This window comes from Dactylosporangium maewongense, from assembly GCF_039531485.1.
Taxonomy (GTDB): Bacteria; Actinomycetota; Actinomycetes; order Mycobacteriales; family Micromonosporaceae; genus Dactylosporangium; species Dactylosporangium maewongense.
Genome location: NZ_BAAAQD010000011.1, coordinates 304,722 through 316,974, shown reverse-complemented (window position 1 = coordinate 316,974; position 12,253 = coordinate 304,722). Strand labels below are relative to the sequence as shown.

Below are 12,253 nucleotides of genomic sequence, written 5' to 3'. Positions count from 1 at the left end.
GGGCACCAGGGTTTCAGACCGCCGCGTTCGCGCTGACGAGGAAGCCGGTGTTCACCCGGGCGCCGCCGCTGTCGTAGCAGGCGACGTCGCGCACGATCGTGTCCGTGGCGCTGTGGACCCACGGCGCGAGCAGGTTGCAGAACTCCGACGTGCCGCCGGACGCGGTCACCTGGACGGTGTCGGGCAGCCCGACCAGCCGCGGGAACGTGACGAGCGACAGCCCGACGCCGGCGCCCATGAGCGTGTTGACGCCGAAGCCGGCCTGCGAGTTGAAGTTCGTCGACGGCGGGCCGACCGGCGGGCGGAACCACAGGTAGCCGAAGTAGCGCGGCGGCCAGCCCGCACCCCACAGCGACTGGTTGTACTGGTAGGACAGCGTGAACCGGGTCTTGAACGGCGCGCCGGTCGACGTGAAGCAGGCGACGTACGCGACCTGGCCGGCGGGGCTCGACGTCCAGTTGCGCACCTTGCACCGCGCCGGGGTGCTGTTGACGGCCGTCACCTGGAGGCTGCCGTCGATCGGGCCGGCGGTGCTGAGGCCGGGCAGCTTGACCTCGTAGACGCCGCCGCCGAGCGGGGTGACGCCGTTGACGGCGCCGGAGGAGTTGAACTGGTCGACCATGGTCCCGGTCGCGTCGTTCCAGTCCACGTAGCCGAACCGGCCGTTGATCGCACTGCTGATGGGGGCGGAGCTGCTGTCGAACAGGGCGGTGAAGGCCGTCGCCACGAGCGCACCGCCGGGCTGGGAGCACTGCACGACGACGATCTCGTCGGTGCCGGACGGGCCCCACTTGACCGCCTGGCAGAAGCGCGGCCCGGAGTTGATCGCGGTGACGTGCACGACGCCGCCCTTGGCGGCCTGACCGGGGAACTTGATCGTGTAGATGCCGACCGGACCGGGGGAGACGCTGGTCGCCGCCGGCCACGTGCCCGACGGGACCGTGGCGGCGCCGTTCCACAGCACGAACCCGACCGCGTCGGGCAGCGCCGCGGCGGCGGGCGAGACGGCGCCGAAGACGGCGGCGAGCGTGGTGACCAGGGCGATGAGCAGGGCGGGAAGCTTCCTGCGCATGTTGACCCTCCTCCTGGCGGAAAGGAGTGGACAGGACACCGCGAACGCAATCACATCTATCAATATCCTGGGAGTGATCAGACGCTATACCGACAGTGCCGTTCCGGCGGCTCCGGCCCGACCCGAGGAGCCGGGTCGCGGCCCGTGGAGGCACGATGGTGGCCATGGACCTTGGTGGCGTGGGGCCGGCGCATGAGACGACGGACCAGCTGGCGGTGCGCCGCGCCAACCTGAGCCGGACGCTGCGCCACATCCGCGCCAACGGGCCGAGGTCGCGCGCGGCGATCGCCGCGGCCACCGGGCTGCACAAGACGACCGTGTCGAGCCTCGTGGAGGAGCTGCTCAGCCGGCGGCTGGTGCGCGAGACCGGGCTCGAACGCTCCGGCACCGCCGGCCGTCCGGGCCGGGCGGTGGCGCTGTCACCGGAGTTGGGCGCGGTCGGCATCGAGATCAACGTCGACTACCTGGCGGTCCACGCCTGCGACCTCACCGGCCGGACCGTCGTCGAGCGGCGGGTCGGGTTCGACGCGCGGCGCCGCGACGTCGAGGGGTGCCTGGACGACCTGGCGGCGGCCGCCGACCGTACCCTCGCCGAGCTCGCCGACCACGGCGTGACCCCGGTCGGCCTGACCGTCGCGGTCCCCGGCCTGGTCGACGTCGCGCGCGGCGTGGTGGTCGTGGCGCCGAACCTCGGCTGGCACGACGTGCCCGTCGTGTCCCGTCTCGCCGCCGGCCTCGACCCCGCGCTGCAGGTGGGGGTGGACAACGACGCGAACCTGGCGGCCCTGGCCGAGTACACGTGGGGTGTCGCCGCCGGCACCGCCGACCTCGTCTACCTGACCGGCTCGGTCGGCGTCGGCGGCGGGGCGATCGTCGACGGCCGGCTGCTGCGCGGCGCCGACGGGTTCTCCGGCGAGATCGGCCACCTGCCCGTCGAGCCCGTCGGCGACCCGTGCGGCTGCGGCCGGACCGGCTGCTGGGAGACCAAGGTCGGCCTCGCCGAGCTGGTCCGCCGGATCACGCCCGAGTTCGCGTACGGCCTCGGCGACGGCCCCGTCCCCGACCCCCGCGAACGCATCGCCGAGGTGCGCCGCCGGCTCGACGCCCGCGACCAGGCGGCCCTGGAGGCGGTCGCCGGGATCGGCCGCTGGCTCGGCCACGGCGGCGCGATCCTGGTCAACCTGTTCAACCCGCGGGTGGTCGTGCTCGGCGGCTACTTCGCCGACCTGGCCGACCACCTGATCCCCGCCGCGCAGGCGCAGCTCACCCGCCTCGCCATGGCCTCCCCGGCCGCCCGCTGCCACTTCGTCGCGTCCGACCTCGGCTTCACCGCCGCCGCCCGCGGCGGTGCCGGCGCCGTCATCGAGCGGATGATCGAAGTCCCCACTTGAGCAGAACGCCGGTCGATCGCGGCATCGCCGGCTGTCACAATGTCCGGATGACGGGCCTCCCCGGTGCTCAGGGCGTCCAGAACGGCGATCACGACGTCCAGTGGGACTTCTGGTGGCACGACCGGCACATCGACGCGGCGACGCCGGAGGCGCTGTCCGCCGAACGCGTCCGCGAGCAGCACGCCGCCGGCGCCGCGATCGGGGCGTTGTACGAGCGGATGCACGGCACGACGGGCTGGCTGGGCCTCCCGACGTCCCTTGAGATCGACGCCCGGGCGGAGCCGGGAGAGGAGTGGTGCTGCTACGCCACGTTCGAGGGCGGGGCGATCTACTGGAAGAGCGCCCACGGCGCCGTCGCGGTGTCGAGGGTCGTGGCGGACCTGCTGGCAGGCGATGCCGGACTGGCCCGGAAGCTCGGCTTCCCGGTCGCCGCCGAGCGGCCGATGCTGCACGACGTCGACGACGGGGTGCAGCACTTCGAGCACGGGGTGGTGACGATCCGCGGCGGTGTGGCCGAGGCGTGGGTTCGGCCTTAGGGAGTCGGGTCGAGGCCGAGGTTGCGGTACCAGACGCCACCCGCGGGCGGGGTCGTGAAGGCGGTCGCGGCGACGGTGTTGCCCTCGAGGTCGTTGTCGTGGACGCGGGGTGACATGCAGGTGCCGTGGGCGGTGGTGCGCAGGCCGTGCGTCTGGGTCCGGTGTCCGCCACGGTCCCACACCCGGTTGTCCCGGATCGTTGGCGTGTCGGTGCGGGCCCCGAGGGTGATGCCGGCCCGCGCCGGTGGCGCGTCCGGCAGCCGGTACGCGGTGCCTTGCCGCGGCGTGGCCTCCGGCCAGGCGGTGGCCGCGCCGGGGCGGACCGGCGCGAGGACGAGCTCGGTCGCGGTGTTGGCCACGACCACGGCCCGCTGCGAGCCCGCGGCGACCATCTTGCCGGCCTGCCCGTCCGGCACCCAGCCGGCCGACGCGTCGCGCACCGACAGCCGCTCGTACACGACGGACGCACCGCCACCGGTGGACGCGGGCGACACCTGGCGGCCGTTGCCGCGGACCCGGTTCCCGGCGATGCAGGCGTCCACGACGGGGGAGTCGACGAACACGCCGTCGAGGGCGTTGCCCCAGATGTCGTTGCCGGTGACGGTGATGTCCGCGCACGAGTGGTCGGCGTCGCCGGGCAGGGGCGGGACGCCGCGGACCGACGGTCCGAGGTTGTGCTGCCAGTACCCGTAGCGGCCGTTGCGACTGATGCGGTTGCCTTCCACGGTGTACGGGCCGGGCGTGTTGCCGATCGCGACGCCGTCCCACACGTTGCCGTCGATGACGCAGCCGGTGGCGATGCCGCCGCGTCCGGCGACGGACGACGTGCCGAGCGCCGAGACGTCGAAGCCCGCCTGATGGTTGGCGGTCATCGTGCACGCCGACACGACGAGCCCGTCGGCGCCCCAGTCGGAGATGCCGAAGCGGTTGCCTTCCGCGTGGCAGCCGACGACGCGGATGCCACGCGGCGGGGTCCAGTGCCACTTCTGCAGCTCGAAGAAGATGCCGCTGGTGCCGTTGCCGACGGTCGTGCACGCGGTGACGGCGAGCCGCTCGGTGTCGCCCCAGCCGCCGATCCCGATGCCGATGCCGGCGCCGCCCTCCTCCTCGCCGTTGTTCAGCCGGCCGCAGCGCACGGCGCGGACGGCGTCCACGACGGTGTCCTGCAGGAAGTCGCAGCCGAACCCGGTCGCGCCGGTGTCGTGGATGTACAGGTCGTGGAATCGGCCCCGCAGGACGTACTGCAGGAACAACCCCTTGGCCGCCACGTCGTAGGCGGGCAGGGTGACGCCCGAGCCGTCGATCTCGAAGTGCGCGAAGGTGCAGTCGGCGAGGTGGTTGTCGCGGCCCGCGCCGTGCTCCCGGGTGGTGAAGACGGCGAGCGGGGTCGGCCCCGTCGGCCGGGACGGGTTGGCCAGCAGGAACCGGGTGGCGCCCGGCCCCGCACCGATGAGCGACACGCCGCTGCGCCACCTGATGCCTTCGTCGTGGATGGCGTACGCCCCAGCCGGGCAGACGATGGTGCGGGGCTGGCCGTCCGCGGCGTAGGCGGCGCCGAGGCTCTCGACGAGCGCGGCGAGCGCCGGCCGGTCGTCGGTGGTCCCGTCCCCGGCGAGCCCGTGCGTCCTGGCGTCGGCGACGAGTGGTTCGGCGATCCGAGTCACCGCGGTCGCCTACCCACCTGACCGTGCGCAAACGTGGTCAGCCCGCCCAGGCGTGAGCGGCACCGCAGCGGGCATGGAGTGAGGGCATCGCAGCGGGCGGGAGTGGGCATGAGTGGGGCGAAGGGTGGGCTCATCCGCCGGATGGTGCTGGCGACCTGCGTGCTGGTGGTGTTCGTCGGCGGGGCGTTCGCGACGCTGCTGGTGTCGATCAGCGAGAACCGGGAGACGGCCCGGCTGTCCCAGCGCTCGCACGAGCTGTTCGCCGCCGCCGACCAGGTCAACCGGCACACCATCGAGCTCCGCGCGGCCCAGGAGTCCTACGCGCTGTCCGGCGACAAGGAGTTCCTCGCCAGGTGGCAGACGGCGCACACCGCCCTGGTCGAGTCGAACCAGCACCTCGAGGCCCTCGCCACCACCGACACCCAGCGGCAGCAGACGCGGCAGATCGCGCAGACCAGCACGGCGTTCGCCGACGAGGTCTCGCGGCCCGCGGTGGAGGCGGCGCAGCGCGGCGACGCCGGCGCCAAGTCGGCATCGGTGCTGCTGGAAGGGGACCGCCGCATCGACCAGCTCCACACCGACCTCAGCGTGCTGCGGGAGACGGAGCGGGACGTCATCCAGGCCCGCGACACGGAGACCGCCGCGACGGCCAACCGGGAGATGATCGCGATCATCGCGGGCATCGCCGGGTCGGCGCTCGCCATCGCGCTCGTCGGCGGCTACCAGACCCGCCTGCTGGTGCAGCCGATCCGCCGGGCCGCCGCGATGGCCGACCGGCTCGCCGGCGGCGCCCTGGGCACCCGCATGCCAGAGACGGGCAAGGCGGAGATCGGCCGGCTGGAGCGGTCGTTCAACGTGATGGCCGAGGCACTGCAGCACAGCGTCGGGACGCAGTCGGCGCTGCGGCGGGTCGCCACCCTCGTCGCCCACGGCGGCACCCCGGGCGAGGTGCTGGCGGCGGTCGTCGAGGAGCTGGGGCGGCTCGTCGGCACGGGCGCGGCGCGGATCGTGCGGTTCGAGGCCGACGGCACCGCGACCGTCGTCGCGGCCTGGGGGGCTCCGGACCCGGAGATGCCGGTCGGCGCGCGCGTGTCCCTGGGCGATGACACCGCCACCGGCATCGTCCAACGCACCGGGCAGACCGCCCGGATGGGCAGCTTCGACGGGGCGACAGCGCTGGTCGCCATCCACGCGCGGGAGCTCGGCGCGCACGCGTCCGTCAGCGCCCCGATCAGCGTGGCCGGCCGCCTCTGGGGCGCGGTGACGGTGTTCGCGATGGGGGACCAGCCGATGCCGCCGGACGCCGAGGAACGCCTCACGGCGGCCACCGACCTCATCGGCACCGCCGTCGCCAACGCCCAGGCCCACGACGACCTCGCCGCGTCGCGGACCCGGGTGGTGCTCGCCACCGACGAGGCCCGCCGGCGCATCGAACGCGACCTGCACGACGGCGTCCAGCAGCGGCTGCTGTCACTCGGCCTCGACGTCCGCCGGATCCAGCACACCGTGTCGGCGCGGCAGCCCGAGCTGCGCGCGGAGCTGTCGGAGGTGGTGGACGGGATCAACGGGACCGTCGACGACGTGCGGGAGATCTCGCGGGGCGTGCACCCGGCGATCCTGACCGAGGGCGGCCTGAAGCCGGCGTTGAAGGCGCTCGCCCGGCGGTCCGCGGTCGATGTGGACGTCGACCTCGACCTGGCGGACCGGCTGCCCGGACCGGTCGAGGTCGCCGCGTACTACGTGGTCGCCGAGGCCCTCGCCAACGCCGCGAAGTACGCGTGCGCCACCCGCATCGAGGTGCGCGGGGCGGTGCGGGACGGCCGGCTCGACGTGTCGGTCCGCGACGACGGCGTCGGCGGCGCCGACCCGGGCCGCGGATCGGGGCTCGTCGGGCTCGCCGACCGCGTCGAGGCGCTCGGCGGCACGATCCGGGTCGACAGCCCCGCGGGCCGCGGCACCCATTTGCGGGTACAGCTGCCGCTTTTGCACACCTGAATGCTCCTTAACCCATTTCGTGCACCCCTTTCCCGCTCCCTCGATCATTGCCGCGTGTCAATATCATCTCCGTGACGGCAATGACGCTCACGTATGCTTCGGGCTGTTCGGGCCACGCGTCCCTCACCCGATCGGGGAGCAACTGCCGATGAGTCAGGTCCTCCGCCGTAACGCGGCGTTTCTCGTCCTGGTGGCGCTCGCCGTCGCCTGCGCCGCCGTGGTGTGGTTCGTCCTGCCGCACGACCGCGAGGTCAAGTCCCTCGCGATCTTCCTGTTCAAGCTGCTGCCGTTCGTCTTCGCCGCGGAGGCGATCGCCCGCCTCGACGTCGAGCTGGCCCGGCGGCTGCACCTGGTGCGGATCCTGGTCCCGGCCGCGTTCTGCGTGTTCTTCCTCTACTTCGTGCCGAAGATCTTCTTCTACCTGGACGATTTCCCGACCGTCTATTACCACATTCTCGTGCTGACGCCGATCGTCATCATGTCGCTCACCCTCGCGTACCGGCTCGGCGGCGGCACACCCGGCAACGCCCGCCGGATCGCCTACGCGATGCTGCTCATCATGGTCTCCGGTCTGGAGGACCTGGCGTTCCTCACGGTCAACGACCACACCGACCCGCAGTGGGCGACCATCCCCGACGTGTGGACCTGGGCGTCGCACATGACGGTGTTCCTCGGCCACCCGCCGACCAAGTACGAGGCGTACGCCTTCATCGCCGTCCACGTCGTCCTCGTCATCCTCGTGCTGGCCGCGCCCGACCGGTGGTTCCGCCTCGGCCGGGCGAAAGGTGACGCGCAGGCGCCGGCAGCGACGCAGTCCACCAGCGTGTGAGGAGACGGGCCATGCCGACACCGACGTCGCTGGTCACCGGGGGCGCCGGGTTCATCGGCGCGAACGTGGCCCGTTGCCTGCTCGCCGGCGGCCACCGCGTCGTCGTCCTCGACGACCTCAGCGGCGGATCGCCGTACAACGTCCCCGACGGCGCCGTCTTCCGGCGCGGCAGCGTCTGCGACCCGGCCGTCGTCGACGCGCTCTTCGCCGAGTTCGGGTTCGACTACGTGTTCCACTTCGCCGCGTACGCCGCCGAAGGGCTCAGCCACTTCATCAAACGGTTCAACTACACCAACAACGTGCTCGGCAGCGTCACCCTCATCAACGCCGCCGTCAACGCGGGCACCGTCCGCTGCTTCGTGTTCACCTCGTCGATCGCCGTCTACGGCAGCAACCAGGTGCCGATGAGCGAGGAGCTGGTGCCGGCGCCGGAGGACCCGTACGGCATCGCGAAGCTCGCCGTCGAGCAGGAGCTGCGGGTCACCCACGACATGTTCGGGCTGCCGTACGTCATCTTCCGGCCGCACAACGTCTACGGCGAATACCAGAACATCGGCGACCGGTACCGCAACGTCATCGGCATCTTCATGAACCAGGCGCTGCGGGGTGAGCCGTTCACCGTGTTCGGCGACGGCGAGCAGGTCCGCGCCTTCACCCACATCAGCGACGTCGCACCGGTCGTCGCCCGGTCCGTGACCACCCCGGCCGCCTACAACGAGACGTTCAACATCGGCGGCGACAGCGTCTACTCGCTCAACGCGCTCGCCCGCGCGACCGCCGCCGCGATGGACGTGCCGCTGCGGGTCACGCACCTGCCCGCCCGCAACGAGGTCCGGCACGCGTACGCCGACCACACCAAGGTGCGCAAGTGCTTCGGCCTGGATGAGGGCGAGGTGCCCCTCGAGGCCGGACTCGCGGCCATGGCGGCCTGGGTGCGCGGGCAGGGGCCGCGCGAGCCGTCGGTGTTCGACGCGATCGAGGTGCGGCGTAACCTGCCACCGTCATGGCGGGCCGTGCTGCGCGACTGAGGTCATTGTCCGAGGTGTACGGGGAGGTCGCATGCGTGAGATCCCACGGCAACGGTCCGGCGAGCCGGCGCCCGCTTCGCTGACCGCGTTCATCCCGTGCTTCAACGAGGAGGGGCAGGTCGACGAGGTCCACGCGACCATCGACGCCGAGCTGTCCGGCTACCCGGGGCTGGAGATCCTGTTCGTCGACGACGGCTCCACCGACGGCACCCTCGCCAAGGTGAAGGCCCTCGCCGCCCGGGACCCGAGGGTGCGGTACGTGTCGTTCTCCCGCAACTTCGGCCTCGAGGCCGCGCACGGCGCCGGGTTCCGCTACGCCGGCGGCGAATGGGTCGTGCAGCTCGACGCCGACCTGCAGTCACCGCCGGCCGAGGCGCCGAAGCTCATCGCGAAGGCACTCGAAGGCTACGACGTGGTGTACGGGATCCGCCGCGAGCGGCACGACCCGCTCTTCCGCCGCCTCGGATCCGCGGCGCAGCAGCGCCTCGCGCAGCGGCTCTTCGGCGTCGACCTCGTCTACGGCTCGTCGGTGTTCCGGGTCGTGCGCGCCGCCGTCGCCCGCCGCGCCGTCGACATGCGCCTGGCCACCCCGTACTTCGTCGCGACGATGCCGCTGCTCGGGGCCCGCTGGGCGACCGTCGACGTCGCGCACCGGCAGCGGCAGGACGGCGGGTCGCGGTGGGCGGTGTGGCGGCTGTTCTCGCACAGCGCCGAGCTGTTATTCGGCTTCTCGCTGCGGCCCCTGGTGTGGCTGTACGCGGCGGTCGCCTGCGCGGTGCCGGTCGTGATCGCCGCGGGACGGCCGGGCGTGGTGGCCGGGGAGGTGGTGCTGCTCGCCGCCGTCGGGATCCTCGCCGCCTATGTGCACCGTCTCGTGCGCGGCTCGGTGCGGCCCAGGCTGTACTACGTGCGGGAGGCCAACATTCCCATCGAGCCGGGGGACATGCTGTACGCGGCACCCCCGGGGTCAGCCGTCTCCGGCCGTCTCGCTGAGACGGAGGCCGCGCGATGATGCTCATTCTGGGGGCGAGCGAGGACCAGCTGCCCGTCTACCTCGAGGCCCGCCGCCGCGGCATCCCCACCATCGGCGTCGACATGCGCACCGACCGGCCCGCGTACCCGTACGCCGACGTGTGGCTGCCGGTCAGCATCAAGGACCACGAGGGGATCGTCGCCGCGCTCGACGGGCGCCGCCCGACCGCCGTGGTCGCCGCGGCCAGCGAGGCCGGCCTGTGGACCTGGCACGAGCTCAGCCACCGCTACCGCCTGCCGTTCCGGTTCCCGGCCGCCGCGGCCCGCGCGTCGCTGGACAAGGCCGCCTTCCACGACGTCGTGCGGGCGACCGGCGTCCCCGGCTACCACTGGCGGCGCAGCGCCGACCGGGCCGTCCTGACCGCCGCCGCGCACGACATCGGCTTCCCCGTCGTCGTCAAGCCACCGGACACCTCCGGCAGCAAGGGCATCACCCTCGTCTCGCACGCTTCGGAGCTGCCCGGCGCGTTCGACTACGCCGCCCGCTTCACCGCACCCGGCGGGCCGCTGCTCGTCGAGGAGTTCGTGTCGGGCCGCAACCTCACCGTCGACGTGTTCATGCGGGCCGGACGGGTCGCGTTCGCCGGCATCACCGAGAAGCGGATGGTGCCCGGCCCGCGCTTCGTCATCGGCGGGCACGCCGCGCCCGCCACCATCGGTCTCGCCGTCCGCGGCCGGCTCGTCACCGCGGCCGGCCGGCTGTGCCGCGCGATCGACCTGTTCGACGGCCCCGCCAACTTCGACGTCATCCTCCGCGCCGACGGCTCGTTCGCCGTCCTGGAAGCCAACGCCCGCCTGTGCGGCAACGCCTTCCCGTTGCTGATGCGGCACATGTACGGCGTGGACACCGTCGCCGCCCTGGTCTCGATGGTCCTCGGCGAGCCGTTCGACCTCACCCCGACCCAGGAGCACGCGGGCATCATCCACGTGCTGGCCTCGCCGCTGCCCGGCGACGCGATCCTCACCGCGGTCGGCGGCGTCACGGAGGCCCGGCAGCTGCCCGGTGTCGTGTGCTGCGAGGTGTACGCGGAGCCGGGCGCGACCGTCCACCCGTTCGACCAGGCGGCGAACAAGATCGGCTACCTCGTCGTCACCGGCCCCGACCCGGCCACCGCCCAGGTCCGCCTGGACGCGGCCCTCGCCGTGCTCCGGCTGGAGTTCACGGCGAGGGTCCCGGTCGGCCGGCTGGGTCAGTCGACGAGCGTGGTCGTCCACAGCGACAGCGAGTAGGAGCTGCCGGCCACGGTCATCGCGCCGGCGATCCGGACGTGCTCGTCGAGGATCAGCCGGTGCGTCTGGTCGCCCTTGACGGTGATGGAGAGGGCGCTGTGCCCGACGTCGTCGATGGTCTCCCGGCCGAGGGTGACGCCCGGCAGGCCGGTCAGGATGCGCAGCAGCGCCGACCGCAGCGCCGGCGGGGTGATCACGTCGGCGGTGCGGGCGAGGTCGCTCACCAGGTTCCAGGCGAACCAGGCCCGCACCTCGTCGGTGCAGCCACTGGGCGGGCACGGCGCGTCGAGCAGCATCGTGCGCAGCCTGCCGGGGTCGGCGGCCAGGCCCGCCAGGTACTCGGGTGTCGGCTGGCGCAGCGACGGGCCGTCCTTGGCGAACGTGGTCCGTTGCTGCTGCACGTACTCGGCGGCGGTGGTGGTCAGGATCAGCCCCTCGGGTTCGTACAGCGACGTCTCGGTCCGGCGGATCCCGTTGTCGAACAGCCGCACCTCCGACCTGATGTGCTGCCCCGCATGGACCTCGGCCGCCGCCGGGCCGGCCAACGCCAGCCGGACCAGCGCATCGACCGGGCGCGCCCACTCCTCGGCTGAGGCCGGCAGGCTCGGCGTGCCCGCGCCTCCGGGCCGCAGCGGAGCCGTGTCGGTGCCGCGGGCGACGAGCGCGACGGCGACGACCAGGCCCACCACGACGACGCCGGCGAGGGCGGGCACCCACGACCTCGCCGGTGAGCGTCGCGCTGTCCTTTCGCCGGTGCCCGCGAGCACCCGCGCCCGGGCGCGGGCAAGGTTGGCCGGCTGGTCGAACCGGGCCCGGAGCGCGCGGATCTCATCGATGTCGCGAACGTCGTTCACGGTGTGCTCCCAGAGTCAGCGTCGGAGTCGGAGTCAGGCGGTAGGTCGATCGCGGCGCGGACGCTCGCCCGGGCCCTGCTGAGCGCGGACCGCACCGAGCCGATCGGGATGTCGAGCGCCACGGCGATCTCGGCATAGGACAGCTCGGCGATCGCGAACAGCAGCAGGACGTCACGCTGCCGGCGCGGCAGCGCGGCGAGAGCGCCGGCGAGCCGGCGGCCGGTCCTGGTCGCGTCGACCCGTTCCGCGCTGCGGGTGTCGTGCGAGTCGACCACCCCCGTCACACCGCCGAACGGGTCGACACCGACCCTGGCCAGGGCCCGGTAGGCCCGCACCTCGTCCCGCCGGTGCCGGCGCAGCAGGTTGGTCGCGATGCCGTACAGCCACGCGAGGGGCTCGCCGGGCCCGGCGATGCGGTCCCGGTGCCGGTGCGCGACCAGGAACACCTCGGCGACGAGGTCCTCGGCGGCGACCGGGCCGACGCGGTGGGCGCAGTACCGGTAGACACGCTCGCTGTATGCGTCGAACAAGGCCGCCACATCCGGTGGCGAGACGTCACGCGCCCCGGTCGTCAGTGCGTTCATGCCCTGTTTCTGCCCGGAGTGCCCGTGCCGGTTCCCCT

The 12,253-nt window shown here is 73.0% G+C and carries 11 protein-coding genes; 7 read left to right on the top strand and 4 right to left on the bottom strand.

Annotation, left to right across the window (positions count from 1 at the left end; genetic code table 11):
• Positions 1-13: 13 nt before the first annotated feature.
• The gene (locus ABD332_RS27900) at positions 14-1,072 is read right to left on the bottom strand and encodes a hypothetical protein (RefSeq protein WP_344505144.1); all 1,059 of its coding nucleotides are present in this window, start codon (positions 1,070-1,072) and stop codon (positions 14-16) included.
• Positions 1,073-1,236: 164 nt separating this feature from the next.
• On the opposite strand from ABD332_RS27900, the gene ABD332_RS27895 reads away from it, so the two are divergent.
• Together ABD332_RS27895 and ABD332_RS27890 are read left to right on the top strand one after the other, a co-directional pair.
• Positions 1,237-2,463, top strand: a complete 1,227-nt coding sequence (locus tag ABD332_RS27895; RefSeq protein WP_344505142.1) for an ROK family protein — start codon at positions 1,237-1,239, stop codon at positions 2,461-2,463.
• A gap of 47 nt (positions 2,464-2,510) precedes the next feature.
• Positions 2,511-2,999: an LGFP repeat-containing protein gene (locus ABD332_RS27890; RefSeq protein WP_344505141.1), complete on the top strand. Its 489-nt coding sequence runs from the start codon at positions 2,511-2,513 to the stop codon at positions 2,997-2,999.
• On the opposite strand, the gene ABD332_RS27885 is transcribed toward ABD332_RS27890, so the two are convergent.
• Positions 2,996-4,663 (bottom strand): right-handed parallel beta-helix repeat-containing protein, encoded by a 1,668-nt coding sequence (locus ABD332_RS27885; protein ID WP_344505140.1) that lies wholly within the window; start codon positions 4,661-4,663, stop codon positions 2,996-2,998. The two genes, ABD332_RS27890 and ABD332_RS27885, sit on opposite strands and share 4 nt — an antisense overlap.
• A 108-nt stretch (positions 4,664-4,771) precedes the next feature.
• Here ABD332_RS27885 and ABD332_RS27880 point away from each other — a divergent pair, with 108 nt between their 5' ends.
• From ABD332_RS27880 to ABD332_RS27860, 5 genes are all read left to right on the top strand, one after another.
• Positions 4,772-6,658, top strand: a complete 1,887-nt coding sequence (locus ABD332_RS27880) for a sensor histidine kinase (protein ID WP_344505139.1) — start codon at positions 4,772-4,774, stop codon at positions 6,656-6,658.
• Between the two features lie 148 nt (positions 6,659-6,806).
• Positions 6,807-7,487 carry a hypothetical protein gene (locus tag ABD332_RS27875; RefSeq protein ID WP_344505138.1) on the top strand — a complete coding sequence of 227 codons (681 nt, stop codon included), beginning with the start codon at positions 6,807-6,809 and terminating at the stop codon, positions 7,485-7,487.
• 11 nt (positions 7,488-7,498) lie between these two features.
• Complete coding sequence (locus ABD332_RS27870) at positions 7,499-8,515, top strand: NAD-dependent epimerase/dehydratase family protein (protein ID WP_344505137.1); 1,017 nt, start codon at positions 7,499-7,501, stop codon at positions 8,513-8,515.
• A gap of 31 nt (positions 8,516-8,546) precedes the next feature.
• Entirely contained in the window at positions 8,547-9,527 is a 981-nt protein-coding gene (locus ABD332_RS27865) for a glycosyltransferase family 2 protein (RefSeq protein ID WP_344505136.1), read from the top strand.
• Positions 9,524-10,777, top strand: a complete 1,254-nt coding sequence (locus tag ABD332_RS27860) for an ATP-grasp domain-containing protein (RefSeq protein ID WP_344505135.1) — start codon at positions 9,524-9,526, stop codon at positions 10,775-10,777. Before ABD332_RS27865 ends, ABD332_RS27860 begins: the two co-directional genes overlap by 4 nt.
• Here ABD332_RS27860 and ABD332_RS27855 read toward each other — a convergent pair.
• Together ABD332_RS27855 and ABD332_RS27850 are read right to left on the bottom strand one after the other, a co-directional pair.
• On the bottom strand, positions 10,738-11,631 hold the full coding sequence (locus tag ABD332_RS27855; RefSeq protein WP_344505134.1) for a hypothetical protein: 894 nt from the start codon (positions 11,629-11,631) through the stop codon (positions 10,738-10,740). The two genes, ABD332_RS27860 and ABD332_RS27855, sit on opposite strands and share 40 nt — an antisense overlap.
• On the bottom strand, positions 11,628-12,215 hold the full coding sequence (locus tag ABD332_RS27850) for an RNA polymerase sigma factor (RefSeq protein WP_344505133.1): 588 nt from the start codon (positions 12,213-12,215) through the stop codon (positions 11,628-11,630). The genes ABD332_RS27855 and ABD332_RS27850 overlap by 4 nt, the downstream gene beginning before the upstream one ends.
• Positions 12,216-12,253 lie beyond the last annotated feature (38 nt).

Excerpts from the sequence above, each read along its gene's own strand:
- ABD332_RS27860 (WP_344505135.1), top strand. The coding sequence starts at position 9,524 with ATGATGCTCATTCTGGGGGCGAGCGAGGACCAGCTGCCCGTCTACCTC.
- ABD332_RS27850 (WP_344505133.1), bottom strand. The coding sequence starts at position 12,215 with ATGAACGCACTGACGACCGGGGCGCGTGACGTCTCGCCACCGGATGTG.
- ABD332_RS27880 (WP_344505139.1), top strand. The coding sequence starts at position 4,772 with ATGAGTGGGGCGAAGGGTGGGCTCATCCGCCGGATGGTGCTGGCGACC.
- ABD332_RS27895 (WP_344505142.1), top strand. The coding sequence starts at position 1,237 with ATGGACCTTGGTGGCGTGGGGCCGGCGCATGAGACGACGGACCAGCTG.
- ABD332_RS27875 (WP_344505138.1), top strand. The coding sequence starts at position 6,807 with ATGAGTCAGGTCCTCCGCCGTAACGCGGCGTTTCTCGTCCTGGTGGCG.
- ABD332_RS27870 (WP_344505137.1), top strand. The coding sequence starts at position 7,499 with ATGCCGACACCGACGTCGCTGGTCACCGGGGGCGCCGGGTTCATCGGC.
- ABD332_RS27865 (WP_344505136.1), top strand. The coding sequence starts at position 8,547 with ATGCGTGAGATCCCACGGCAACGGTCCGGCGAGCCGGCGCCCGCTTCG.
- ABD332_RS27900 (WP_344505144.1), bottom strand. The coding sequence starts at position 1,072 with ATGCGCAGGAAGCTTCCCGCCCTGCTCATCGCCCTGGTCACCACGCTC.
- ABD332_RS27890 (WP_344505141.1), top strand. The coding sequence starts at position 2,511 with ATGACGGGCCTCCCCGGTGCTCAGGGCGTCCAGAACGGCGATCACGAC.